The organism is Pseudomonas sp. S5F11 (genome assembly GCF_019641515.1).
Taxonomy (GTDB): domain Bacteria; phylum Pseudomonadota; class Gammaproteobacteria; order Pseudomonadales; family Pseudomonadaceae; genus Aquipseudomonas; species Aquipseudomonas rhodesiae.
The window spans coordinates 1-22,817 of record NZ_JAIFJZ010000002.1 but is presented as its reverse complement, the minus strand read 5'-3'; the positions used below and the strand labels follow the sequence as shown (position 1 = coordinate 22,817).

The following is a 22,817-nucleotide window of genomic DNA, read 5'->3' as shown; positions in this document are numbered from 1 at the left end:
GTTACCAGAAAGGCGTCATTGGCACGGACTCGCGACGGTCAAGTGCGGCTTCGTATTCTTCATGAAACGCTCGGTACGTCTCGATATTCGTTTCGCAAAAACGCTCAAGGGCTTCTGGATCTAGGCGGGGGCTGTACACCAGCTCCACCGCATCGTCGTCCATGAATTGCAGGGTGCCATCATCAAATACGCGCAACACTGGCACTGTCAGCAGAATTTCAACCTCGGTGGTGAACGGCCAGTCACGGGCACCATTCGGGTCGAACTCAAGCCCCTCGAAGTGTTTCATTATCTCCTCGGGCGTACGTGCGGTTGACCGCTGCTCGTACTCGATCTTGACCACGCGACCATCGGCGTACACTTCAAAATCTGCACCACACTTGTCACAGGTTTCCGGCCTGCACTCTCCATCCGTCATGCGGATCACGGAAATTTGGGTTGTGACAGTGTGCTGGCAAGCAGGGCACGTCACTTCGCGTGTAGGGCCTGATGGCCATGGATGCTCAGCAGCGGTGAGCTTGAAACAGAAATCATTGCGGCACCCCGCGCAGGTCACGCCATAAGCGTGGATCGGCGACAAAGTAAAACGCCCTTGCTGGTTCTGCTTGCTCCAGGCCGAGGCGTGGAATTCTTCAATGCTGTGACAATGCGGACATGCAACATCGACGCTCGCTGCAGCTGGGTTGATCGGTTGCTGTACTTCCAACAAATCGGAATCAGACATGGCTCTTTCCTGCTCGATCCTGGGCGCGAGAATTGCGCCTCTCCTACTGCAGCGGCCCCACGGGTTAGGCGGGGCTTGTGTGCACCTGGTTCGATTTCCGTTAATTGGTTGGGTCGGCTACGGGGGTGGGCGCGCACACGACAAAAACACCCAACAACGCTCCGCCAATAGCAGCAAATGACACAGGGGTTGTACCCAGCATGCCAAGGTCAAGCCGTCCACCAGTTGGAATCGGGATTGAGCCGAGGTGCTGGAAAAAACTCAGGCCATAGCAGATGGCCACAAACAACAGTGCCCCCCAAAGCGCGGCCAATAGCACTTTGGATTTCTTGGGTCTTGGCCAAACAAATTTCATCGTTGAATTCCTAGAAGTCGCTGCCGTAGCCGATTGCTACGACTTTCTTGTCTTCGTCCAGACCATCGCGCAGCAGGCCAAGCATGTTAGGGGTACTCACGCCGAGTTCATCGCGAGTAAGTGCTTCCCCCTCCGCGACACTGCCGAACGCGGTCATACAGACAACGCCGATATCGCCATGCAACGCTTTTTGCTCCTCAAGCCAAGCTTGGAGGTCTGAAATTTTCATGCCGGTCTTCATCGCTGTTTTCCGTTGTTCGTGGAGCTGGTGATACAGTCCAGTTCACGTGGCCCAGCAAGCCGGGGGGAGTAATAGGGTTTGGGCCTGGGAGTCCAGTCATTTTCCTTCGCGCACTCAGCTGCTCCCTTCGCCGTTCGCGCACGCACGTACATGGTGCGAATGACCTTCCGCTTTTTGCCATTGCCCTGGACAAGATCCACGGCAAAGACCTTGAACTCCTTGTCCTTCCAAAAGGCGTGCGCGTCAGCCTCATCACCGAACAGCATGCGCTCTTGCTTGGGGGCTGGAGTCACGGCCCGTTCCTCGGCTTGCTCCTGGGCGGCTTCAATTACCTTGGCAGCGGTCAGCTGCGCGTCCATGCCCTTGCCCCAAGACTGCTGCATGTACAACGGCTGCGCCTCGACGATGCCGGCGGCGTCGGAATGACTGATGGTCATCTACTCGGCCACCGCCGCGGTAACTGCGCCTTCCCACTCGAAATACTTCATTGCGGCATTTTCCTTGAAGGCCCCGGAGAACCGGGCGGGCAGGTTAGGCTGCAAGCAGCTTCGGCACTTCACGCAGAGCGATCTGCACCAGGTCGCAGAAGTAGCTCGCCGTATTGCCCTCGGGATCGGCCACGACGGTATCCATGATTACCTTCGGCTCGACTCCGGCTTTCTTCGCCATCAGATCCAACGCTTCCAGCGCGGCCAGGGTTGCAATGTTGGCTTTCAATTCAAGGCTCATCGTCGCGCCCTCCGGGGCGTTGCTCGTTTCGATGAGTCAATTATAGTTCTGTTAAACAGAACCGGTCAACATCTTTTTAACCCCTGCTTTCTTGAGGATTGGCCCCCAAGACTCAATGCGATAGACCGGCCCTTCTTTGAGGATCTGCGCACCCATTTCGCTGTTCAGGGCAGCAACGTAAGTGTCGATGTTCCCTTTGCTCAAGCCCGTCAGCGCAGCCACGCTGGCCGCAGTCGGGTTGTCCAGGGCGTCTATCGCTGCCATCGTCACAAAGAGCCGGCCCGCGTGCCCTTTCGGATAGAGCGGCACGCCATGGTCGTTTACGGGTAAGTCGGTCATTGCATACTCACTAAGTACTGATAAACAGAACTATAAAGCCAGCTCGTAAGCCGGTCTAATGGTTTCTTGACTCGCTGTCAGGTATGGCTTCGTATGTTCCAGCTCTGGTCGCACCGCTCCACTTGGATAAAGCACGTCTGAAATTTCGACCTGGGCCAGCTCGGTGACACGAATACCGGTCGTGTGCGTGATCCATAGCAGCATCACGTCACGCTCAGGATTTCGCCCGGTAACTGATGCAACGCGAATGAGGTGTTTGAATTGGCCATGGCGAAGGGATGCTGCACGGCGAATATCGGTCATAGGTCTCTTTGTCAGGATTGAACACGGATCGAGGTCGATCCTGAGAGAGTTAGTGGTAGGCCTCCAGCGAAGCCTAACACCAATGTTTTCGGCATGTTCACGGAAAATCGCAGGGGATAAACCCCGTGAAGAACGGGGTTAGTTTGGGGTAGACCATCAATTGAGTGTCGGGGGTACGCCATCGCTGAGATGCGTGCTGAATTCGGATGCGCTGGCATTTTGATAATGCCGGTCGATCATCGCATCCGAACTCTCTTTGGTGACGACTGTAGAGGCAAGCAGAGCTTGTTTCGGGTCAACGCCTGCCTCCATCATTTTTGCTGCAAGTTCGTCCTTAGCATCCAGCGCTGCGTGAACGTACTGCTTGATACCGTCTTTCATTGTCATTTTGCCCATGGCTATGTCCCAGGGTATGCCCGTCCGCGAACTGCGGTTGGTAGCCGTCTGATAATAGTTCTATCAGGAACTGCCGACCAGCAACGGCGGGCATCCAGGAAAATTAGACCTTCCCCTCCAACTCCTTCTCAATATCCGCTAGGTCTTGAGCAAAGGCCTGATCGAGCAAACTCGGTTTCTTTTTCCAAGGTTTGGTTTCGGGTTCAGGCACGGCCGCGTAAAGCGTCACCGCGTCAGGATTCACCTGCAGGTGCTGCTCAAAATGCTCCTGCAGCTGTTTTCTGAGTTCTTCTTTGGTCATTCAATCGCTCTCGTCGTTATTGGCGCATGGGCAGCGCGTAGCAGTTGCCCAGGACTACATGGCGACTTCCAGGCGGTCGGCCGGGTACTGACGTATGAATTCCATGCTGTCGGAGGCGCCGGCATTCAACCAATCGCCATACAGCCCCCGAGGCAGGATCACCAGCATGCGCTTTTCGTCCTGAGGCTTGTGGTAGTGGCACATAAACGGGTGATCATCCGCATTGAGGGTCAGCATGGTGAAGCTATGAACAGTCTCTGCGGTACCGGGATTGCGCCACTGCTCCCACAGGCCAGCGATACCCATTATCTCACCGTCTGCCCGCGCAATACGCGTGGCGATCGCCTTTCCTGATCGCCAGTCAGGCTCATAAATGGCTGCTGCCGGGATAATGCAGTGCTGCGCGTTACGCCAAGCCGTGCGGAACGACGGTTTTTGACTGGCCGTCTCCGATCGGCAGTTGTAGGTGCTTCGCACGATTTTCGTGTCCTTGCTCCAGGTCGGGATCAGCCCAAACGCACCTTGCAGCACTTCCAGCGGCGCCGGCGATTCGTCGTCGAAGCGCTCCGCACGCCGAATGAACGGCCCGCTGTAGCCCGGGTAAAGGTCCAGTTTGCCTTGTTCAAAAGGCTCAATGCCGAATGTTTCGGCCACTCGCTGCGGCGAAGGCGCTTCGTAATGACTGCACATACTCACACTCCTTGCAGATCCTGACGCCTCAATTGGCGTTGACGGTCCATAACTGGTCGAGTCTGGTGGTGTAGCTCGGGCTTTTCAGCTCGCGGCGCATCGCCCAGGCCGGCGCCGCCGGCACAGCGGCCGTGCGCAGCGTGCCTCGACCCCAGCGGTTATTGATTTCGTCCAGGACGCTCATCACCTTGTCGGCCGTGGCTGGCTGCGTGTGCGCAAACAGGTCATCGGTAAATTCACCTGGTTGACGCAGATCCATCAGCAACACCTCAGCCTTGCTGTATCGGAACCCAGGCCGGAACAGGCGTTCCACCGCCTGGATGGCTTCGCGGGTGATCAAGCGCACGTCATTGGTGGGATAGGGCAGCTCCACCAGCACGCCGTTAGCGTATCGCGCCTCGTCGGGGTTAAACATGCCGGTGCGAATGCTCACGCGGATCTTCTTGCACAGAGAATGCTGGGCTCTCAGTTTTTCTGAGGCGCGCTGCGCGTAGGTGGCCACCGCTTCCTTGATCGGCTCCATCGTGGTCAGCCGGGTACCAAACGCTCGGCTGCAACAGATCTCCTGCTTGGCCGGCGCCGCCTCTTCCAGGGCCAGGCACGACGTGCCGGTCAGCTCACGCACCGTCTTCTCCAGCACGACGCTGAATTTTCGGCCGAGCAACCCCGGATCAGCCTTGGCTAGGTCCATCGCTGTGTGAATGCCCAAGGCGTGCATGTGCGCCGTCATCCGTCTACCAATGCCCCACACCTCTTCAACAGCCGTATTGCGCAGCACCCAGTCGCGCTTAAACGGGTCGCACAGATCTACGACGCCGCCGGTCTGCGCCTGCAGACGCTTCGCGGTGTGGTTCGCCAGCTTGGCGAGGGTTTTGGTGTGGGCAATGCCCACGCCTACGGGAATACCGGTGTGTTTTAGGACCTTGGCCCGAATGGTTCGGCCGAATTCGGTGAGGTCGCCTGGCATGCCCGAGAGCTCACAAAATATTTCATCAATGCTGTAAATTTCTGAATCGCAAACCATTGATTCTATTAGGGTCATGACCCGTTCTGACATTTGACCATACAACGCGTAATTGCTACTGAAAGCCAATATGCCATGCCGGCGCAAGGTGTCCTTGATCTGAAAATACGGTGCCCCCATTTTGACGAATGGTTTGGCGTCGTAACTGCGTGCGATAACATTCCCGTCGTTGTTAGAGAGTACGACGATAGGCGTGCCAGCCAGATCCGGTCGGAAAACGCGCTCACAACTGGCGTAAAAGCTGTTGCAGTCCGCAAGGGCAAATACCGGGGCACCGAGATTGAGCGCACTTTTCATGTTCATGTCGAGCGCTCGTGGTCACGCACGCTGTAATTGACCACCCCCCAAATCACCAGATCGTCACCTTCCATCACGTATCTGGGTGGAAATTTTGGATTTTCGGCCATCAACACCACTTGCCCATCTCGGTGATGCAAACGCTTGCATACACATTCGGCATTGAGCGCCGCAATGACGATATCGCCGTGCCTCGCGGTCTTGCTTCGATCGACAATCACCAAGTCCCCGCTGAAAATGCCGGCGCCTTGCATGCTGTCGCCTTGGATCTTGGCCAGGTAAATGTGGGGGGCTCGGATTTCGAACAGCTCATCGAGCGATATCAATTTTTCAAGGTGGTCCGCTGCCGGCGATGGAAAACCGGCAGACACCTGGGAGGAATACAGCGGAAGTGATACACCACCGCTGGCAATGGGACCAAGAAGGGTCACGCTCATAAACCTGGCCTGAACAAATAGCTGTATGGATAGACAGTTAACGTTGCCGCTGATTGCACGTCAATTTGAGCCGACCAAATGCTGCTCACCGAGGTTGCCACGTCGGGCTCATACCTCAAAATGCATGCCTTCACCGAAGGCACATGGCGGCAGTAGTGTTTAGGCTATCTTGTTGCAGCCTGTGCGCACACGCACCCGGTTGAGGCGCAGGGCGGCTTGCCGTCCTGGGGCGATTTATCCGGGTCTTAGCGCCCGCAGGGTGGCCGAAGGCCAGGGCAGGGCAGTTTCATCGCCCTGGGCCGCTTAGACAGGCATACACACGGTAGTGGGGTTTGCTTTATTGGTTGCGGGTGCAGGGGCCGCAGGCTCCTGCCGGGGTTTGGGGCCTGGCCCCATGCTGTAACCGCGCCGTGCCATAGGCACGACAGTGCGCGGGCATTACTCAAGAGGTGGTACACCTCGAAAAGCCCTGTTTTTTACCCTTGGGGGTTACTGAAGGGGGTATAAAATTCCATTTATTTCTAAGCCTTACGGCCAGAACCTTCTTTCACCCCAAGATGGTGCCGGCAATGCCCACCAAAATGCGTTTTCCATCCACCTCCTGGCCTCACCTGGTCGGTACCGGCTAACCCGCACAAATCGCAGGCGTGACAATGCCTCCGCGTGAGCGGATGCAAAAAAACTCGATAGATGCCTGTGCGGCTTAAATTACCCGCGCTGGCCAGCCTTGTTGGCCACGCTGTCCAACAGTTGACTCAAACGCTCGCTAACACGTGTCGCTGACTGCGACGGCGGCCGCTCTGCAGCCCTCTCACGCAGGGAGGGCTTTTTCTCATGAAAGAGTGAGTCAGGATTTTCCTTAGCCTGCCAGCGCGCACGGGACACCTCACGTCGGTGCTGAGCCTGGGAATAACGCGCTATAGCCTCCATACGCTTCTGGCCAACGTTCGCCAGTTGCACCTTGCGTCGCTTACGCGCCGATGCCTGCACGCGCTCATGCACGTGCAGCAGGCCCAGGTCCTTCCAAAACAGCTTGGTAAAGCGCACGAGCACGCGTGTGCGCACCAGGTTCAGGCCGTTTTCGTCCTTCTCTTCCAGGCGTACACGCTCGATGCGCCGATAAACGTAGCCGGCGGCGTCGAGGGTTTTAAACAGTCGACATAGGACCGGCGCGGAGATGGGGGAGTCTTCAGCAATCCGGCGCTGCGTGTTGAGCACGTAGCGTCCGCTATTCTCATCCAGGTAGCCCAGCACGCCGGTGGCCAGGTCATAACGCACGAGGATCTGCTCTGCAGATTTTTGGAACGCCATAAACACCTCAACGCGTGTGCGGCGATCGCCATTGACGCGATCAAGGCGACGTAAGTAGCGGCCTCGGTTCTGAACCAGATTACCCAGCCGCTCAAAGGCTGATCGAATAAGGGGGTTTTTCAGCTGCTGTTCGGACAATCGCCGGGGGGCCGCATAAGACGGCGGCATAGTCCGTGCCGGGTGGCGTAAAGCAGCATGAGGATTAGAAGCGGGTAGTTTAACCGCAGTTAGGTGGCGTTTCATGCAGCACCGCCTAGGCATAGAACACCAGAGGCTACGACCGCAACGTAAGAGAGGAAATAAGGGGGTACAACAGAGGTGCTGTGAATGTCCTGGGCACCTTCGATCGTAGAAATCATATCCATTTGTATGCGCCGTTCGGCGGCAAGCTAATTTTGTTGACATTCTCCGGGTTGCAAGAATCCGTAGTGCCAGCCATAATCAGCTCACCAATTGATGTGTTGAGCAGGTCTCCCCCCGTCGAAAGAGAAAGACCTGTTCTCGATTTTCCAAAAAGCCCGGTTACCAGCCGGGCTTTTTGGTTTCTGCTATTCCGTTAAGCCACTTGCATTGTCTCCACCTGAGTAGTTACTTCCACAAACCCCACACGTTTCGCATCGGCGTGCACCGACTCAAGACTCTTATAAATCTTGCGGCGGTCCGACCGAGCAACTGTCATGTGTTCCTTAGATCCATCGGTACAGACGGCAATCAGTTCCCACGCGTTTTGCTGCATAGGAACAGGAACTACGATGGCGGACCGTAGTCCGCCATCCTGAAACAATTTGCGCATCGCTGAGAGATCCACGGCCATCACGCCCCTCGAATCGTTGTGGTAATAACGAAACAAGCCTAAGCGTCGGCGCATGAAAAAGCAAATTCATGCAAGACGCCCACCGTTAAGTGCCCTATTTATTGGGCATGATGTGCATGAATTGGTGGATTTACGAAAAACGTCTTAGAGAGGAAAAAGGTCGCGGGGGGTGGTCTCGTGAAACCAATCGTCTGCGTTCCAACTTTTGACAGCCGCCGCCAGCGTAACACCGCCTCTGGTGACGGCACCTAAGGGGTGGTTCATGCATACAACCAAATATTCACCATTTGAAGTGGTGTAGCTCGACCCCAAATCGGGCTTATGGCGGCACTCCGGACAGGCTTTGATAAATGGGTGGAGAATTCTGACTAATCCAAGCTCGACGACTTCCTCCTGGTGCATCGCTTTACTCAAGATCTCACGCTGCTGATCAACAAAATCTTCGCTAACCAATGGGTATTGTCTACGAATACGTGCCAACGTTTCGAACAGCTCACCGCGACTACCCGCTGGCCAACCTTCATATCCTGCTTTGGCTAGAGCTGTTTGAACCTGTTTGTCTTCTTTTTTCACGCTCCAAACTCCTTACACAAAACCTCCCCCGCACAGCGGGGGAGGCATGCAGTTGTCAATTCATTTCAGGGCCGTATTCCTCTACATCGACATCGAGAACTTCTACGACGATTGTTTGAGTAACCTCTTGTTCGGTTTCTTTGGTAGCCACCTCGCCGTTGCTCAGGCCCAGTGATGCCGCTTGGCCCTGATGAGTAAAATTCAGCGGAGCTGGTGCGTTGGTTGTCGTCAGAGGGGTTGGTGTTGGAGCCGCCGGCGCCGATTCCACAACAGAAGCCAACCCCAAGGACGCTGGTTGGCCCTGGTGGGTGAAATTCAGAGGTGCTGGCGCACTGGTTGTCGTTACAGGCGTTGCTGTTGGTGCTGCCGGCGCCGATTCCACGACAGAAGCCAACCCCAAGGATGCTGGTTGGCCCTGGTGAGTAAAATTCAGCGGTCCTGGCGCACTGGTAGTCGTAACTGGCGTCGCTGTTGGTGCTGCCGGCGCCGATTCCACGACAGGAGCCAACCCCAAGGATGCTGGTTGGCCCTGGTGAGTAAAATTCAGCGACGGCGGAGTAACGTGAACAGCCAATCCAGGATGCGCTTGATCTACAGAGGTATGTTCCGCTAACAAGCGGCGCTCGATCGCATTTACAAGGGGCTCTACAAAATCAGTGGCCTCATCAAGAAACTTGATGCTTTCCGGGGATTCCTGATGCTGTTCGTAAATGTCTTCAAGCGTCGTTTTGAAGCGATCGCGGTAAACATCGTTCTCCATGTACGCCGTGATCATTGCCACACCTTCCTTGGTGTGATCGCTGGTTGCCACCAGCCAAACAGCGTGATCCTCCCCACGCAGCCCCATCATGGAGTCCGATGAAAGAACTTCTGCCTCACTCAGAATTGACCCTTCTACCAACGGGAACTTAGCGCGCCAGGCTTGTTCACGCTGAACCATCTCACTAGGGCTTTGGGCCTGTTCTACTGTTGGTGCCCGTGCAAGAGGCTCTTTTCCGGTAACAGAGGATGCAGTTTGCTCAAGCCGAGTCATCTGCTCGATTAGCTGATCACTGGTGAAGAACGCAAAAGCGTGACCTGCTGCGCTCTGCTCTGCAATTTCACGGCTTTCGTAAGTATCAATTTTCAAATCACCAACAAACGCAGAGAACGTTTGCGCTTGGTCGGCATCCGACTTGATATCCGGAACAACCGTTATGTAACGCGGTAACGCATCCATAACCAGTTGATCCACATGTACATCAATATCCCTAGGATCGATGCCAGGACGTGGCTCAAAATTCAGAGGCGCGTGCACCGGCTCTGGCGACCTTTCAACAGCTTTGGTTATCGTTGACGCCTCTGTATCAGGAGCCGAGGTTTTAAGCTGCTCAAGCCGAGTCATCTGCTCGATTAGCTGATCACTGGTCAAGAACGCAAAGGCGTGACCTGCAGCGCTCTGCTCTGCAATTTCACGGCTTTCGTAAGTATCGATTTTCAAATCACCAACAAACGCAGAGAACGTTTGCGCTTGATCAGCATCCGACTTGATATCCGGAACAACCGTGATGTAACGCGGCAACGCATCCATAACCAGTTGATCCACATGCACATCACGATCTCTAGGATCAATGCCTGGACGTGGCTCAAAACTCAGGGGCCCCTGCGCCTTTAGCTGAGCAGCCACTGCAAGGTTTTCTGCTACTGACGAAAACGCCGTTGCCTGCCGCACTGGATCGATTGAAGCTGCCGGCATAACAACCGTCGACGCGGTGACCGGTTCATTGCGGTTGATCGAAACAGTTTCTCGTTCAGCCGACCAACCTCTACGGAATCCTGAAATATGCTTAATAGTGCCGTCAGCTTGAGCCTGCGGGATTGTGATGGGCTGACGCCCTAGGTCTTTGAGGACAATGCGCTCACCGAGAGTTAAGTTTTGATCAGCCATCACTTCTTCTAGCGCGACACCCCAAAGCGTTCTTGGTCCTGTCTCGGTTTGGAGCGTAACGAAGTAGCTTGGACCGTTGTTAGGGTCTCCCTTGTAATCAGCTGGACCATGGGCAACCAATTCACCAGTGATTATCGAACGATCGACCACCACCGGAGCCGCTTCTGCGCCCGATGTAACTACTTCCTGAACAGCAGCTTTTGAACCAGCAGCCTCTGGTGATTGGATTTGCTGACCTTCTTTTTCGATATCCAGCTCTGCACGGCGCAGCGTGAGCGCCTCGTTCATTTTCTTATCGGTGAAGTGAATATCCATACCGCTTTTTGACGCTGCCTCCACCACCAGGCGCTTAAACTCAGCAGAACCGTTGATGGTCAACGTGCTGCCAAAACGCTGTGTTGCGAGCTGTAGCGCGACACCAACACCGGCTTCGGTGATTCCAGTACGACGCATGGCGATTGCTGTCCCCGTATCGACGAACAGCGTCTTGTCAGTGGTTTTGCTGAGGTAATGGACGTTCTGCCCAAAACGGGACTTTTTGGTGTAGATGTCCTTTGCGCTCAACTCGCGTTCGCGCTCCTTGCTCACCTTCTCATTCGTTTGGAGCGTCAGGCGGGTGATCAAAGCTTTTACTCGATCACGAGCAGGTGCATTTGGTCCCGGACCGCTGATGGTAAAATTAGATAACTCTTCTTGGGGCTCTTTATTAACTAAGCCACGAATTTCAGCACTGCCCATGTAAAAATCCTCTTTATAAAGACTCGGGTTTTGTATTGCGTCGCGTGCTTTCATTCGCTCAAACGTCAGAACCGAAACAAGTTGTGCTTTATCTCGTTTGGATAAACGGTCGTCTGAGAAAATTGAGCGTCGTGTTTGAAAAAACTGCTTATTAACCCTTTGAACAGCCTTGCGCTGCGAGGGTAATAACTTGTTCTCTTCTATTTGCCGATTGAAATAAGCGGCTACAGTTGAAGCGTTGCGGTTAACAGCAACTGTTTTAAAAGTTGCTAACTTCATCACCAGCGCTGACTCAACCGGACTTTTCAAAGGCGCAAACAAACGCCGAGTCCGGGCTTCAATATCAGTGATGGTTGCAACACGATGAGGATTCAGTGCGTAAGGCGGGATGTTTCGTTTGCTGCTGGTACTGCTTCTGGACTTGCGAGGTTTACCGGACTGACCGGATCCTGGATCAGCTGCTGGTGGATCCCGAGATGTCCCATCTCCTGGATCGAACGTAGCAACCAAACCTATCTCAAGGGGCGACTCGACGGATTGATTCAACGGCTCGAAAAGCCGTCGGCCGCGCTGTTCGATGTCTGCAATAGTCGCCCTTCTACGTGGGTCCCGCGCATAGGGCGGAATTACGGCTCCAGATCTACGTCCGCGTATTCGCTGTTGTCGGCCGTCGCTGGGGATTGTGTCGGCAGTGCCCCCGTCTGCTGCTGGCGTAAGAACGCCGGCACGTCCTCCGGGTCGTCCTCGTCCATTCGGGGCTCGTCTGGATCCTCCTCCTGGTAGAGTTGGTCGCAATCCAGTATCTCCTCCTGTGTCCGGCTGTCCCAGGTGAAAGTGTGCATCGCCCTGCAGTAATTGCGCACCACCAGGCTCTTGGGTTGGTCGGGCTTGCCGGTCAACTGCCACATCGCTGCCGAACATGTTTTGCAAGCCATTGGCAGCTTCAAGAGGTCGCGTGGTTCCAATTTCAGCAGCACTTCGCTTACCACGATTCTTTGGCTTGTTGTGTCTTGGACTGATGTCATGAGAGTCTCCATAGTCTGCGTAAAATGCATGTTCGCGCTGGTTCAACAGAGCGGTTCTTTCGGTTGGTGAGGCATCTTTATAAAGTTTTCGAAAAGATGGCGTCGCCTTACTAACGTATTTAAGCTCTTTAGCCCTGCGAGGCCATTCGGTAAGTCGCTCCTGAATAACGTGCTTTTCCAGAGGAGGTTTTCTCAACTGGCGCCTGACAACGAAATCATCCTGAAAAATCGTGTCTTTAAGATTGGTAAACTTCGCGTCATCTGGCAGCTTTACAGCGACATATTCATTTTCCTTGCCTTGGTTGCGGATCTTAATTTCACCATGAGAGGCGACCAATTCGTAAAAGTCCTGACGCGTCGAAACTCCTGTTTCAATAATCTGTTTGACTAACTTCTGCTTGAACTCACGATTTTTCCCGTAAAAGTCGTCACCTTTATATCTAGACAAAACACTTGCTGCATCCTTTGGATCAACACGAACATGCTCCCTAGGCGACGCAAGTTCGTACTTCTGATTTATGTATTCTTGAAAAGCCTCAAAATAGCGCTCATTCGAAGAGTACATACCTACAGGATTAGCCTCATTACCACTAAGCAAATTCTTACGAGGAATAATTATGTGGATATGAGGCTTGCGCTCAATCAAATCACCGGTCTTATGATCTTTAATATGCTTAATTTTTGGCAAATGCGCTTCCGCGTAAAAATTAAACTCATCATCTTTATAGGCATGCATCAGGAACTGCTTGAATTCAGCAGTGACCGCCGTTAACGTTTCGTGAGAGACATTGTCTTCACGAAAGGCCATAGTGAAAGATAAATAACGGTTCTGTCCGTTATCCGGAATACTTTCATAGACCATTTTAGTTAAATCTAAATCACCGTCTAAAATGACGCGCTCATCAAGCTCGCTACGTGAAAACTCTCGCCCCTCTTTTTTACCCTCTTCAAGATACTCCTTGGCACCAGTGTTGTAGCCCTTGCACCTAATCAGCATGCTTCACCCCGGCAAGCATCAGCTCACGAATTAGTACAAGTTCATTGATCGCCTTAATGTATAATGTCTCAGATATAATCTCGGATTTTCGGTATGCACTATTAAATCGATACGCTATCTGATTCAGGTTATTACTTGACTTGTTAAATAGAAAAAGTAGGCGGCTATTATCTTTAGATAACGTTGGCGCTTCAAACACGGCATTAGAGTTAAATAATATCTCTCTTAGAAAGTCTGACTGCTTAACTCCACTGTTACGGAGCTTCTCTTCATATGGCGCAATATCCTCCTCGCGCAGCCGGAAGGAGACCACGCGGGTTTTGTTTTTTGACATGGCAAACACCCCAACGGATCAACCAACGAAATAGACAACAGGCATTGCAGGCTTCCCGCTTTGCGGGGTTTCAAAGGGGTTTCCCCTTTGGCGCGGACGACTGTTTTCAAAATGCGAAGCACTTTTGTAAACAATCGGTAACGTGCCTCTCTTTTTAAGGCCCTTGCTTCGATTGGCATAGATTTGCGTAGATTTGCATTAGGTTGCATTGGAGCCTTGAGTAAGCTCCAGATTTGCATTAATTTGCAGTGAATTGCGTTATGAGGAGATTTTCACGATGACTGCTACAAAGCCCAAATCCAGGACCGGGAAAAGCCAATTTTTCCCACTGATGCAGCAAATTCAGGATCGCCTGGCCTTGGGAGAAACAAATCGACAGATTCACGATGACTTGATGGACAAGGAGTTGGTCAAGATCAGCTATGACCAATTCTCCAGGTACATCAGGCAGCATCTGAAAATTGCGAAACCGACGGTTATTACTCAACGAACTAGCCCAGCCACACAACTAGCAGCCCCTCAAGAACATCCCTTCAACTTTAAAGATCGCGAGACAGCCAACGGCGAGCGCAGGAGGATCAGCGATAAAGACTTTCATAACTCCGTACCTGACCTCTCAAAAATCTACGGTACGCCCGACAAGATAAATGAATAACGCCGCTAGCGAGCGGCGTTAAGCGGCTCGACGCATTAGTTAGGTTTTCGCTGCTCGACGAATAGTTTTTTATACGTTGGCGGAAGTGTTCCAACTATCTGTTGTTGGTCGCTGTACTTGCTACGCCAGTAATCTGCAGCATCCCGATTGTCGATACCTACCCCATACAACACATAGGCCGCAGTAGAAAATACTCCGAGCAGAACGAGTACAGCCGACGATAACAGCAGGTTGGCGAAAAACGTCCTTTTACTTTTTGTGTGGGCGCCTAGGGATCGAAGGTCAGTTTCCAGCTTTACCACTTCGCTTTTCAGACGCTGTACTGAACCAGTTACGGCCGAATCTACACTTAGTTCAACTGCGTCTTTAATACGGCGATGAGCCGACTCCAACTCGACTTTTGAAAGGGCTGCCAAAACAGCCTTTGTTTCAGTAGTCAATTGGCCGGCACTCCTTTCTGCTTCCTCAACAGCTCCGGCGATAATGTTTAAGCTACTTTCAAGTACCAGGGGAATGCTTTCGATTGCTTCAACAATCGGGGCTGAGAATGTTCTCATCGCTGCTTGATTCGCCATGACCATGGCGAAAATTGGATCCTGATTTGACAGCTTAATTCCAAGCCCGGCGAAAACGTCCATTTTGATCTGTTCAAAAAGTTCGTTATTGTTATCCATAATTATACCTCTGGCACATAACCGAACACTCTATCCAGTTCGGCGTAGAGGGACTCAAATACGCGATTAACTCGGGACTTAGCTATGAAGCCAAACTTATCGGACTCCTTAAACTCTCGGCAAGTCATATGATTTTCCGTCAGCAAACGAATATCCGTGCTGTATGCGTCGCTATTGCGATCCTCGATTTTCACTACACCCTGAATAATATCGGAATTAGCTGTTACCCAAGGCATTACCGAAAGTGCTTTACCATCAAATTCAGGAATTCCCCAAAACTCATTCTCCCATACGACGATCTTGGTATTTGTCTTTGACTTCCTCACCAATTCGATCATAGAGAGCAAACCAGTTACAGTATCGTCCTTGGCTTGACCACCAGTCACAACTGAATGAATATAAACTTGCTTGCCATACTCTTGCATGGTCTCAAGAATCATATTGGAGCTAATAAACTTTGCAACAGGCAAAAACGTTGATGCTCCATTATCAACAATAGATACCTGCTCAGTGCAAAGGATCGCCTCAAACAATGGGTCAAACAAGCGCTGAATTACGGTACCGCCCTCTGTAATCGGAACCAACTGCACGTTGAGTGCGCTAATACGGTGGAAAGTGCTGTTTACAGGGTCTGTATCACCGCAAACCGGTACAAGGCCACGCTCAACCGCATATTGCGCCAATACAGATGATATAAATGATTTCCCTACTCCACCTTTGCCTTGAAGTGTCCAGTGCGTTGTGTTCAAAAGGAAGTCATATGCAATTAATGGATTTTCAGGCTTGCGTACTTTAGTCATAGACCTAACTCACAATAAAAATGGAATGACTGCGAAGTCATCAATGACCGCGCAAGAAAATTAAGAAATTGGATGTATTGGCTAGAGCAACACCAAGGGCTCTGCCCTTGTCATCTCGCCAGCGGCCGCGTGGACCTCAGGAGCGTGGGGGAGAAGCAACCCCCACACTCCTGCGGTGAGCCTTGTTTTGTGGTTGTGCCGTCAAGTGTGCGCTTCGCCCGTGCTTCCGTTCACCGGAACGGTAAAGCTGTTCCGCCGAGCCGGGAGCGCGGCACCTGACTGTGCGACGGGCGGAGGAGACGCTGCTAGAACGGAATATCTGGATCCAACCCATCATCAGCGCCTGCCTGGGGAGACTGCTGTGGCCGCTGCTGCTGCCCGCTGCGCGATCCCTGCTTATCCTCCTGGGGTCGCCCCCGAGTAACTGCATAGTCCCTTGCATGTCCACCACGATCTCAGTGGTGTAACGCTTGATCCCGTCCTTCTCCCATTCGCGAGTCTGCAACTTGCCCTCGATGTAAACCTGGGAGCCTTTGCCAAGGTATTCGCCGGCAATTTCAGCGACTTTGCCGAACAGTGATACGCGGTGCCACTCAGTTTTTTCAACCTTCTGGCCGGACTGTTTATCCGTCCATTGCTCGCTTGTCGCCAGGCTCAAATTGGTCACAGCATTGCCATTCGGCAAGTAGCGGACCTCAGGGTCTTGCCCACAGGTGCCAACCAGAATGACTTTGTTCACTCCGCGTGCCATAGGTAAATCCTCATATGATTCGATTAATGTAAGTTAGCGAGCGAAAACCATTTGAACCTTGCCTTGCGCATCGAGCCGCAACGCCGCGTCAAAGGTGGTGCCATTTTTTGTAGACTTGAAACCCTTCAACGTCGCCGTTTTGCCTTTTGTCAGCAGCGTTTCTAACTGTATCGACGTCAGGGTTTTGCCACTTATCTGAGGCCAAACTTTGAATACGCAGCCTTTGCATGCGACAACCTTCGATGTGATCGCCAGTTCGCCACCACACATTGGACATTTAGCGCTGATCTGAAAGGCTGGGGCTTGAACCTGGATCTGGATATTGGCCACGTCGACATTGCGTACCTGTTCAGCAATAAATGATTCCAGTTCATCCAGGAAAGCGTCGGTACTCAGTTCGCCTCGCTCAATCCGCTGTTGCTGCTCATGCCACAACGCCGTCATATCTGGCGTAGTGGCGATAGAAGGCAGCGCAGCGACAAACTCCAGCCCTAGAGGCGTCGGTACGAACTTCTTTTTCTCCACCGAATAGAACTTCCGCTCTCGCAGTTTTGCGAGCATAGAACCCCGGGTTGCCGGCGTTCCAATCCCGCCGTTTTCGCCTGCAGCTTTGCCCTTGTCCCGCTCCAGCAATAGTTGCTTGATTCGCGGATCCTGTACGTACTTAGAAACGCGCTGCAGATCCTTGAGCAAGGTGTCTTCGGTGTAGAGGGGCAAAGGCCGGGTCTTTTCCTTGGAGACCTTCACGTCGGCGCAGAAGCATGTATCAGCGACAGCCATGACCGACAAAACATCAAACCGGCTCTCAACCTGGTCTTCTTCCTCGACCTTTCCTTCCTCATTCTCCATATCCTCTGAAATGAGTGAGGTCCAACCGGCGACGGTCGTCTTGTTGGCTTTAGCGACAAATTCGTAACCCGTAACGTCAAAGTGCACTTCCGCTGCCAAATAGCGTTTTTCCGGCAAAAATTGAGCTAAGTAACGCTTCACAATCGCCATATAGACCTTGTGCTCATCACTGGTCAGCTGTGCGACATCGAATTTCGACGCTGTGGGAATGATCGCCGTATGCGCAGATACCTTTAAATCATTGAATGCTCTGCTTTTGCGCGTCGGATCCACGCTGGTGAAAGCCCCGGCTAACTCAGGCAGCCCAAGTGCCAGTGCCGCCAGGGTCTCCGGGGCCTCGGAAAATTGCTCGTCAGTCAGGTAGCTGCAGTCAGAACGGTTGTACGTGATCGCCTTGTGCTTCTCGCGCAGTGCTTGAGTGATAGCAAGCGTCTTTTCGGCATCCAAACCATGCTCTTTGCTGATGTGAACCTGCAGATCTAACAGAGAAAACGGCAGCGGTGCGGGGGTAGTTTTCTCTGGCACGCTGACCGCAGTGACGTTTGCCGGCGACTGACGGCAGGCGCTGGCAACGATGTTTGTATAGCCCTCATCAATGATTCGGTTTTTATCGTTTACCGGCGCGCCGTCCGGCACCAAGAACCGCGCCCCAAGCTTGTTTTCACCGAAGGTCAGACTTGCACTCAGGTTGTAAAAGTAAGTCGCTGCGTGGCTTCGGTTTGCGAGATAACGATTCACGATCAGGCCCAACACTACCGTTTGCACGCGACCGACTGACAAAACGCCTTTAACACCTTTGGACTGAGCAGCAAGCGTGTAAGCCCTGGTCATGTTGAATCCGTAGAGCTGATCGCCAATGCTGCGCGCTAGCGCTTTTTGCGACAAACCATAAAACTCACCGTTGTCCTTCATATTGCCCAGCGCCTTACGCGCGGCATTCGCGTTCATATCGCTGATCAGCAGTCGTTTCACTGGGCTTTTGTTTGCGAAGTACAGCAACACTTCATCAACCAGCAGCTGACCCTCGTCGTCGGGGTCGCCGGCGTGAACAATTTCCGACGCCTTGCCGATCCATTCACCTACCGTTTTGAGCTGGTCCTGAGTAGCAGAAATGGGCACGTACTTCTCTGGCCGAAGCTTCAAAGGGAGATGTTCGGCATTCCATTTTGCATACTCCGGGTTGTGCGCCTCCGGTCCGGCCAGGGCTAGCAAGTGACCGATGCACCAGGTCACAACGTCTTGTCCACACTCGATGTATCCGCCTTTGCTTCGTGGATTACCGAGTGCCTCAGCAATAACTTTGGCAAGAGCAGGTTTTTCAGCAATAAATACGCGCATATGAAAACCACCTTAAATATAGGTTGAATAAGTTTGTTTAACCAGACACTTTGCCAAACTTGTCATTGATTAATTTGTTTGTTACTGGATCTGCTCCTGGACAACTGTTAGTGAACCCCAATCGCGCTTTTGCTGTTTGGTTCCAGTCGACTTTCTTTTTCTTCTTGAAGACTATAATGAGGAAATGATCTTTGATTGCATCATCACATTGGCTCTCATTAGTTCCGGTGAGCAAACCGAACATACAAAAAGCTGTCTTGCATGGATCTGCAGCAAACGCGGGAGGCGTGCCCAATACTGCAACTGCTAGAACTACTACCGTGATGGACTTCCGCAACCTTAGCGGGAAGCAACGTTCCGGCAGGCGCAACTGGCCCGCGACCATTTTGATTCTGATCATGAGTAATACCTTTGGGCTTTGGCGGTGACGCAGGGTTATGCAGGGTTATGCAGGGTTATGCAGGCGGGTTATTGCGTTTTTCTTGTTCGTTACGCAGTTGCTGGTCATGCGGTGCGGCGACGGCTACCTTTGCTTCGACTGTACGGACAGACACTGTCAAATCATCAATTTTCGCGGCGTCACCCAACGGGATCGTAGGGGGTGTCATGTGAGCCCTGTCGTTAAAAACATCCTCCTCATACCAAAAGATCTTCCGCGCCCTAATCTTGATTGGCGGTGTTTTTTTAGTGCCCTGCACGAAAATCAGTTCTTCGTGGTATGGCAGCTCGTTTACCTCCTGCGGAAGCATCAGCGCCCGTGCAACTTCGCTGTAGTTGTCAGTCGCAGATCCGTTTTTCCCTTTGTTGATGGACTGGTTTTAATTCGCACCGTCTTGGTTCCTAGCGCCTTGCTGTACTCCTCCGCTAGCTTGATATCTCCGGCGCTGAAAACGACTTCAATGTGGAACGCCTTCATGATGCCGTTACCAGTTTGCTCACCATAGGTGCGCTCGGCGCGCATCTGATCTTTGCCCTGAAAGATAATTAGATATCGCAGGCCAGCACCCCGCGTCAGCGCCGGCGCCGTCTCCATGATCTCCATACGTCCCATGATGGCAATCTCATCAATCAAAAAAAGCACCTGGTACTTGAGCCGCAAAGAACCGTCCGGGCAGTGCCCACCCTGCTCCGGTAACACCTTTGAGTTTTCACGTATGGCCTGGGTAAAAAACAGGTTCATCAGAGGGCCGTACTTTTTGAGTGATCCTTCTGTCACACAGAAGTAAACACTCATCTTTTCTTCGCGCAGCTTGGAAAAGTCAATGTCATCACCAGACACCGCCCAGGCAACCGTTTTTTCTCCATACATCGCCAGGATGTCGCGCACGATATCGGCAGTAGTTGACCAACCGCTGCTCTTGTTTTTTGACGCCTCGTATACGCCATTCAGTTCGCGTAAACACTCAACCGACAGGCGATCAGGGCCGTCGCTCCTGGACTCAATGACCTGTTGAGCCCACACACCCATCGCGCTGCCCAAGGCTCCGATTTCGTACGCCTGGGGCAGTGTGCAAGGCATACCCGGCGTTTCCATCAGGTACAAGATGATTGCGCCAAAAACATTCGCTGCCTTGTTGTACCACTCTTGGTTTTTCGGGTTGTCCGACACGTACAAAACACTGGCAAGCGAACGAATCTCACCTAACCGATACAGTGGATCCCGACTGACCCGAGCGAGCGGGTTCCATCTATGGGTTTCCATACGTTCTGGCGAGAATCGAAACACCTTTTGGCCCATCGCCGCACGGAATCCGGCAGTGGTGTCCCAGTTCTCGAATTTCGGATCGTTTACGACAACTGAATCCGGATAACTCAATAGGTTGGGAATCACGATACCGACGCCTTTGCCCGTTCCAGGCGGGGCAGCGAGCATAAGGAAAGTTTGACCATAGGACGCCAGGAACGAATCGTTTTTGGGGTGCTTGCCGATCAAAAGCGCTGGGTGCTTGTCGATTCGTTTCTGAGGGCGTTTCGGGCTATACGCTAGAGCTGCCATGTGCCCTCCGTTTCTTCGAAAAAACGATTTGCTTGCCAAGGTGGTAGGCATGAAAGGCTTCCGGCGTCATGCAAGCGCAAGGCGCTTTTGGTCTTCCTCTACCACACCATGCTCAAACTGCTCCACGGCTTCACTGTCATCCTTGAACACACGGTTGAAGTCTGCCCGCACCTGGTGCGAGTTCTTCTCCCGGACAAAGGCATGACCAAATTGGCGCGCCAAGAACAAATCAGCGTCGCGTGATTGCTGGGCTTCTGATTTCATACTTCTGCTCTTTGTTAGTTTATCGAGTCCCTATATGGCTGGGTGATTCATCGCGCAGGTGTATAGGGGCCACCAAGCCGCAAGTGGCGCGGTAGTAATTAGGTATTTATAAGCTGTGTTAATGGGAAGTAGCGCACCAAACAGTGCGTACCGAAAACTTTTATTGGTACTCCCCCTTATATTCAAACAACTTCAATTCTTTGTTGTTTGCAAATCGCGCGTCCCCGTGTAGCGACGACACGCGTTTGAATTTCATCAGGTAGGCCAGAATGGTGATGCCGATGGGCAAAAAGGTAATCGCTGCGGTAGCGCACCAGGCCCAGGGCAAATAAACCAGTCGATAATCGTCCAACGTCAACTTTGATGCATCGAGGAGCGTATGCCATGTCACCCCTATATGACCCTCATCGTTGAGCATCAGGAAAAGCCAGCCGCCGGCGTAGATGCCCAAAGCGAAACACAACACAGTCACTACCAGGATCAAGACAGCGAGCGCTATCCACCACATAAACCTCCTCATACAGCCCGAGTGTTTGAGCAGTTTCAGTTTTTGTTCGGGTTCGTAATGCACTTCAAGAATTTGCGTTTTTTCCATGTAAACCATGACGTCAAAGGATGTTCTCACCAGCTGCTCTACATAGCTGTAGTCGAGGCCCATACCGACCTCAGACTGTTTCACCAGGCCGCACACGCGCGCGATACCAGATACACAATCATTTGCATGAGCTGTGGTCACGGTGCCTGGTACGCCCGTGTTGAGAATTTCGATGTAGTGCCACGCCTCATCACCCGTCAGCTCTGCCAAAAATAGGTGATCTGGCTTCATCCTCATCGTGCTGGCAAAAGAGTTTTAGGCGCAACCGTGGGGCCATATAACAGGTGCACATGATTGGGTGCAACGGCAGCAATAGTTCGTTGATCGCCTCGATGGTTATCATCCGCCGGTGCCTTGGGAACTTGTCCACCAGCGCTTTAGCCAAGGTGGTTTTACCGCTGCCTGGTCCTCCAAAAATGATGATATTGAGCTTATGGAACACCGCCATTTCGAAGAACGTTTCCCAATCGCCTGCAGCATGCGCGGTCAGAATTTCCTTCTGCCAATCGGCCAACTCCACAGCCGCTGACCGGATGGCCTTGGCGTTAGCAAAACGGCCGCTATTGATGTAGTCCGCAAGGGAAAAGCGTTCCAATGATGGGTTTCGAATCGAGAATGAAATGGTGCCGGTTTCGCAGGCCGGAGGAATCACTAACTGAGCGCGCACCCCCTCAGGGAACGAACGAGGAAACTTCAAGGTATGGATTGGCGTTGCCGGCGACAGAACAACACCATTGTAGGCAGCAAGGCTGTTTGCAACCCTCCAGCACAAGTCATGGCTCAACCATGGGGCGTCTTCACGAGCGCCGCTCGGGTCAGTGTCCGTCGCTGGCCAGATTTCGCCAGGACGATTGATCAATACTTCGGTGACATCCGGGCGCTGTAGTCGCTGGGTAATACCGGCCTGGGCTAAAAAATCTTGGAGCAGTGTTGAATCCACCAGCAAATCGGCCGGCTCGGCCTCCCCGGCCGGTGTTATTGGATCGCTGTTCATATTGACCTCTTTAACGGTTTTCAAAGACGCTCGAAAAGTCGATATCACGGGCCACGATCACCGTGATGACTGTGCCTGGCAGGATGTAACCAGTAGGCGCAATGTTGATGGTGCTGTTCAGTGCCTTATTCCGCCATGCTTTCGACGTTCTGCTCACTGTTATTCACGGTGTAGCCACCAGAATCGCTGCTCTTTGTCGCTGTTGTAGCGGCCTTTAGCGCATCCTGAATGAATGACAACACGATTGCGCCGCCGTAACGCTCCGGGTAGTGATTATCTATCCAGGCTTTCGTCCCACTCGCGCCCATTGGACCGGCCCCCAAGCTATCCAGTCGTGCACGAACAC

At 52.7% G+C, this 22,817-nt stretch carries 24 protein-coding genes and 3 pseudogenes; 1 reads left to right on the top strand and 26 read right to left on the bottom strand.

Annotated features, from left to right (window positions below; all coding sequences use genetic code 11):
* Nucleotide 1: 1 nt before the first annotated feature.
* The 17 genes from K1567_RS27045 to K1567_RS26970 all read right to left on the bottom strand — a co-directional run bounded on the left by K1567_RS27045 (nucleotide 2) and on the right by K1567_RS26970 (nucleotide 13,555).
* Complete coding sequence (locus tag K1567_RS27045) at nucleotides 2–724, bottom strand: hypothetical protein (protein ID WP_220699083.1); 723 nt, start codon at nucleotides 722–724, stop codon at nucleotides 2–4.
* Nucleotides 725–824: 100 nt separating this feature from the next.
* Entirely contained in the window at nucleotides 825–1,079 is a 255-nt protein-coding gene (locus K1567_RS27040) for a hypothetical protein (protein WP_220699082.1), read from the bottom strand.
* A 10-nt stretch (nucleotides 1,080–1,089) separates the two neighbouring features.
* A complete protein-coding gene (locus tag K1567_RS27035; protein WP_220699081.1) occupies nucleotides 1,090–1,320 on the bottom strand; it encodes a hypothetical protein in 231 nt (76 codons plus the stop codon).
* On the bottom strand, nucleotides 1,317–1,757 hold the full coding sequence (locus K1567_RS27730) for a hypothetical protein (protein ID WP_259445122.1): 441 nt from the start codon (nucleotides 1,755–1,757) through the stop codon (nucleotides 1,317–1,319). The genes K1567_RS27035 and K1567_RS27730 overlap by 4 nt, the downstream gene beginning before the upstream one ends.
* Nucleotides 1,758–1,851: 94 nt before the next feature.
* Nucleotides 1,852–2,049, bottom strand: coding sequence for a hypothetical protein (locus K1567_RS27025; protein ID WP_220699080.1), 198 nt, complete (start codon nucleotides 2,047–2,049; stop codon nucleotides 1,852–1,854).
* 51 nt (nucleotides 2,050–2,100) lie between these two features.
* Nucleotides 2,101–2,388: a hypothetical protein gene (locus tag K1567_RS27020; protein WP_220699079.1), complete on the bottom strand. Its 288-nt coding sequence runs from the start codon at nucleotides 2,386–2,388 to the stop codon at nucleotides 2,101–2,103.
* Between the two features lie 30 nt (nucleotides 2,389–2,418).
* Nucleotides 2,419–2,691, bottom strand: a complete 273-nt coding sequence (locus tag K1567_RS27725; protein WP_310794512.1) for a hypothetical protein — start codon at nucleotides 2,689–2,691, stop codon at nucleotides 2,419–2,421.
* A 156-nt stretch (nucleotides 2,692–2,847) separates the two neighbouring features.
* Entirely contained in the window at nucleotides 2,848–3,087 is a 240-nt protein-coding gene (locus tag K1567_RS27010; protein ID WP_220699078.1) for a hypothetical protein, read from the bottom strand.
* A gap of 103 nt (nucleotides 3,088–3,190) precedes the next feature.
* Nucleotides 3,191–3,388, bottom strand: coding sequence for a hypothetical protein (locus K1567_RS27005; RefSeq protein WP_220699077.1), 198 nt, complete (start codon nucleotides 3,386–3,388; stop codon nucleotides 3,191–3,193).
* Between the two features lie 54 nt (nucleotides 3,389–3,442).
* On the bottom strand, nucleotides 3,443–4,078 hold the full coding sequence (locus tag K1567_RS27000; protein ID WP_220699076.1) for an SOS response-associated peptidase: 636 nt from the start codon (nucleotides 4,076–4,078) through the stop codon (nucleotides 3,443–3,445).
* Nucleotides 4,079–4,106: 28 nt separating this feature from the next.
* Nucleotides 4,107–5,405, bottom strand: a complete 1,299-nt coding sequence (umuC, locus tag K1567_RS26995; RefSeq protein WP_310794511.1) for a translesion error-prone DNA polymerase V subunit UmuC — start codon at nucleotides 5,403–5,405, stop codon at nucleotides 4,107–4,109.
* Nucleotides 5,402–5,836: a LexA family transcriptional regulator gene (locus K1567_RS26990; RefSeq protein WP_220699075.1), complete on the bottom strand. Its 435-nt coding sequence runs from the start codon at nucleotides 5,834–5,836 to the stop codon at nucleotides 5,402–5,404. Before K1567_RS26990 ends, umuC begins: the two co-directional genes overlap by 4 nt.
* 708 nt (nucleotides 5,837–6,544) lie before the next feature.
* Nucleotides 6,545–7,315 carry a hypothetical protein gene (locus tag K1567_RS26985; protein WP_220699144.1) on the bottom strand — a complete coding sequence of 257 codons (771 nt, stop codon included), beginning with the start codon at nucleotides 7,313–7,315 and terminating at the stop codon, nucleotides 6,545–6,547.
* 790 nt (nucleotides 7,316–8,105) lie between these two features.
* Nucleotides 8,106–8,534: a hypothetical protein gene (locus K1567_RS26980; RefSeq protein WP_220699074.1), complete on the bottom strand. Its 429-nt coding sequence runs from the start codon at nucleotides 8,532–8,534 to the stop codon at nucleotides 8,106–8,108.
* 55 nt (nucleotides 8,535–8,589) lie between these two features.
* The gene (locus K1567_RS27720; RefSeq protein WP_259445128.1) at nucleotides 8,590–11,199 is read right to left on the bottom strand and encodes an LPD7 domain-containing protein; all 2,610 of its coding nucleotides are present in this window, start codon (nucleotides 11,197–11,199) and stop codon (nucleotides 8,590–8,592) included.
* Between the two features lie 626 nt (nucleotides 11,200–11,825).
* Entirely contained in the window at nucleotides 11,826–12,224 is a 399-nt protein-coding gene (locus tag K1567_RS27715) for a relaxosome component, NikC family protein (protein ID WP_259445121.1), read from the bottom strand.
* 986 nt (nucleotides 12,225–13,210) lie between these two features.
* On the bottom strand, nucleotides 13,211–13,555 hold the full coding sequence (locus K1567_RS26970; protein WP_220699073.1) for a plasmid mobilization protein: 345 nt from the start codon (nucleotides 13,553–13,555) through the stop codon (nucleotides 13,211–13,213).
* Nucleotides 13,556–13,832: 277 nt separating this feature from the next.
* On the opposite strand from K1567_RS26970, the gene K1567_RS26965 reads away from it, so the two are divergent.
* On the top strand, nucleotides 13,833–14,210 hold the full coding sequence (locus K1567_RS26965) for a hypothetical protein (RefSeq protein ID WP_220699072.1): 378 nt from the start codon (nucleotides 13,833–13,835) through the stop codon (nucleotides 14,208–14,210).
* Nucleotides 14,211–14,245: 35 nt separating this feature from the next.
* Here K1567_RS26965 and K1567_RS26960 read toward each other — a convergent pair whose 3' ends face one another.
* The 9 genes and pseudogenes from K1567_RS26960 to K1567_RS26915 all read right to left on the bottom strand — a co-directional run.
* A complete protein-coding gene (locus tag K1567_RS26960; RefSeq protein ID WP_220699071.1) occupies nucleotides 14,246–14,884 on the bottom strand; it encodes a hypothetical protein in 639 nt (212 codons plus the stop codon).
* A gap of 2 nt (nucleotides 14,885–14,886) precedes the next feature.
* Complete coding sequence (locus K1567_RS26955) at nucleotides 14,887–15,684, bottom strand: conjugal transfer protein, TraL family (protein WP_220699070.1); 798 nt, start codon at nucleotides 15,682–15,684, stop codon at nucleotides 14,887–14,889.
* Nucleotides 15,685–15,820: 136 nt separating this feature from the next.
* Complete coding sequence (locus K1567_RS26950) at nucleotides 15,821–16,435, bottom strand: single-stranded DNA-binding protein (protein WP_405046006.1); 615 nt, start codon at nucleotides 16,433–16,435, stop codon at nucleotides 15,821–15,823.
* A gap of 33 nt (nucleotides 16,436–16,468) precedes the next feature.
* Nucleotides 16,469–18,622, bottom strand: coding sequence for a type IA DNA topoisomerase (locus tag K1567_RS26945; protein WP_220699069.1), 2,154 nt, complete (start codon nucleotides 18,620–18,622; stop codon nucleotides 16,469–16,471).
* A gap of 37 nt (nucleotides 18,623–18,659) precedes the next feature.
* Complete coding sequence (locus K1567_RS26940) at nucleotides 18,660–19,022, bottom strand: TrbM/KikA/MpfK family conjugal transfer protein (protein ID WP_259445120.1); 363 nt, start codon at nucleotides 19,020–19,022, stop codon at nucleotides 18,660–18,662.
* Nucleotides 19,023–19,077: 55 nt separating this feature from the next.
* Nucleotides 19,078–20,618 (bottom strand): annotated as a pseudogene (locus K1567_RS26935) (type IV secretory system conjugative DNA transfer family protein).
* Between the two features lie 66 nt (nucleotides 20,619–20,684).
* A complete protein-coding gene (locus tag K1567_RS26930; protein WP_220699068.1) occupies nucleotides 20,685–20,882 on the bottom strand; it encodes a hypothetical protein in 198 nt (65 codons plus the stop codon).
* Nucleotides 20,883–21,417: 535 nt separating this feature from the next.
* Nucleotides 21,418–22,471 (bottom strand): annotated as a pseudogene (gene virB11 / locus K1567_RS26920) (P-type DNA transfer ATPase VirB11); the annotation flags it as partial.
* A gap of 10 nt (nucleotides 22,472–22,481) precedes the next feature.
* A pseudogene (locus tag K1567_RS26915) lies at nucleotides 22,482–22,817 on the bottom strand (TrbI/VirB10 family protein); the annotation flags it as partial.

Excerpts from the sequence above, each read along its gene's own strand:
- K1567_RS27715 (WP_259445121.1), bottom strand. The coding sequence starts at position 12,224 with ATGACATCAGTCCAAGACACAACAAGCCAAAGAATCGTGGTAAGCGAA.
- K1567_RS27035 (WP_220699081.1), bottom strand. The coding sequence starts at position 1,320 with ATGAAGACCGGCATGAAAATTTCAGACCTCCAAGCTTGGCTTGAGGAG.
- K1567_RS26950 (WP_405046006.1), bottom strand. The coding sequence starts at position 16,435 with ATGGCACGCGGAGTGAACAAAGTCATTCTGGTTGGCACCTGTGGGCAA.
- K1567_RS27040 (WP_220699082.1), bottom strand. The coding sequence starts at position 1,079 with ATGAAATTTGTTTGGCCAAGACCCAAGAAATCCAAAGTGCTATTGGCC.
- K1567_RS26945 (WP_220699069.1), bottom strand. The coding sequence starts at position 18,622 with ATGCGCGTATTTATTGCTGAAAAACCTGCTCTTGCCAAAGTTATTGCT.
- K1567_RS27000 (WP_220699076.1), bottom strand. The coding sequence starts at position 4,078 with ATGTGCAGTCATTACGAAGCGCCTTCGCCGCAGCGAGTGGCCGAAACA.
- umuC (WP_310794511.1), bottom strand. The coding sequence starts at position 5,405 with ATGAACATGAAAAGTGCGCTCAATCTCGGTGCCCCGGTATTTGCCCTT.
- K1567_RS26955 (WP_220699070.1), bottom strand. The coding sequence starts at position 15,684 with ATGACTAAAGTACGCAAGCCTGAAAATCCATTAATTGCATATGACTTC.
- K1567_RS26965 (WP_220699072.1), top strand. The coding sequence starts at position 13,833 with ATGACTGCTACAAAGCCCAAATCCAGGACCGGGAAAAGCCAATTTTTC.
- K1567_RS26940 (WP_259445120.1), bottom strand. The coding sequence starts at position 19,022 with ATGATCAGAATCAAAATGGTCGCGGGCCAGTTGCGCCTGCCGGAACGT.
- K1567_RS27005 (WP_220699077.1), bottom strand. The coding sequence starts at position 3,388 with ATGACCAAAGAAGAACTCAGAAAACAGCTGCAGGAGCATTTTGAGCAG.
- K1567_RS27025 (WP_220699080.1), bottom strand. The coding sequence starts at position 2,049 with ATGAGCCTTGAATTGAAAGCCAACATTGCAACCCTGGCCGCGCTGGAA.
- K1567_RS27730 (WP_259445122.1), bottom strand. The coding sequence starts at position 1,757 with ATGACCATCAGTCATTCCGACGCCGCCGGCATCGTCGAGGCGCAGCCG.
- K1567_RS27720 (WP_259445128.1), bottom strand. The coding sequence starts at position 11,199 with ATGGGCAGTGCTGAAATTCGTGGCTTAGTTAATAAAGAGCCCCAAGAA.
- K1567_RS27725 (WP_310794512.1), bottom strand. The coding sequence starts at position 2,691 with ATGACCGATATTCGCCGTGCAGCATCCCTTCGCCATGGCCAATTCAAA.
- K1567_RS27020 (WP_220699079.1), bottom strand. The coding sequence starts at position 2,388 with ATGACCGACTTACCCGTAAACGACCATGGCGTGCCGCTCTATCCGAAA.
- K1567_RS26990 (WP_220699075.1), bottom strand. The coding sequence starts at position 5,836 with ATGAGCGTGACCCTTCTTGGTCCCATTGCCAGCGGTGGTGTATCACTT.
- K1567_RS26960 (WP_220699071.1), bottom strand. The coding sequence starts at position 14,884 with ATGGATAACAATAACGAACTTTTTGAACAGATCAAAATGGACGTTTTC.
- K1567_RS26970 (WP_220699073.1), bottom strand. The coding sequence starts at position 13,555 with ATGTCAAAAAACAAAACCCGCGTGGTCTCCTTCCGGCTGCGCGAGGAG.
- K1567_RS27045 (WP_220699083.1), bottom strand. The coding sequence starts at position 724 with ATGTCTGATTCCGATTTGTTGGAAGTACAGCAACCGATCAACCCAGCT.
- K1567_RS27010 (WP_220699078.1), bottom strand. The coding sequence starts at position 3,087 with ATGGGCAAAATGACAATGAAAGACGGTATCAAGCAGTACGTTCACGCA.
- K1567_RS26930 (WP_220699068.1), bottom strand. The coding sequence starts at position 20,882 with ATGAAATCAGAAGCCCAGCAATCACGCGACGCTGATTTGTTCTTGGCG.
- K1567_RS26985 (WP_220699144.1), bottom strand. The coding sequence starts at position 7,315 with ATGCCGCCGTCTTATGCGGCCCCCCGGCGATTGTCCGAACAGCAGCTG.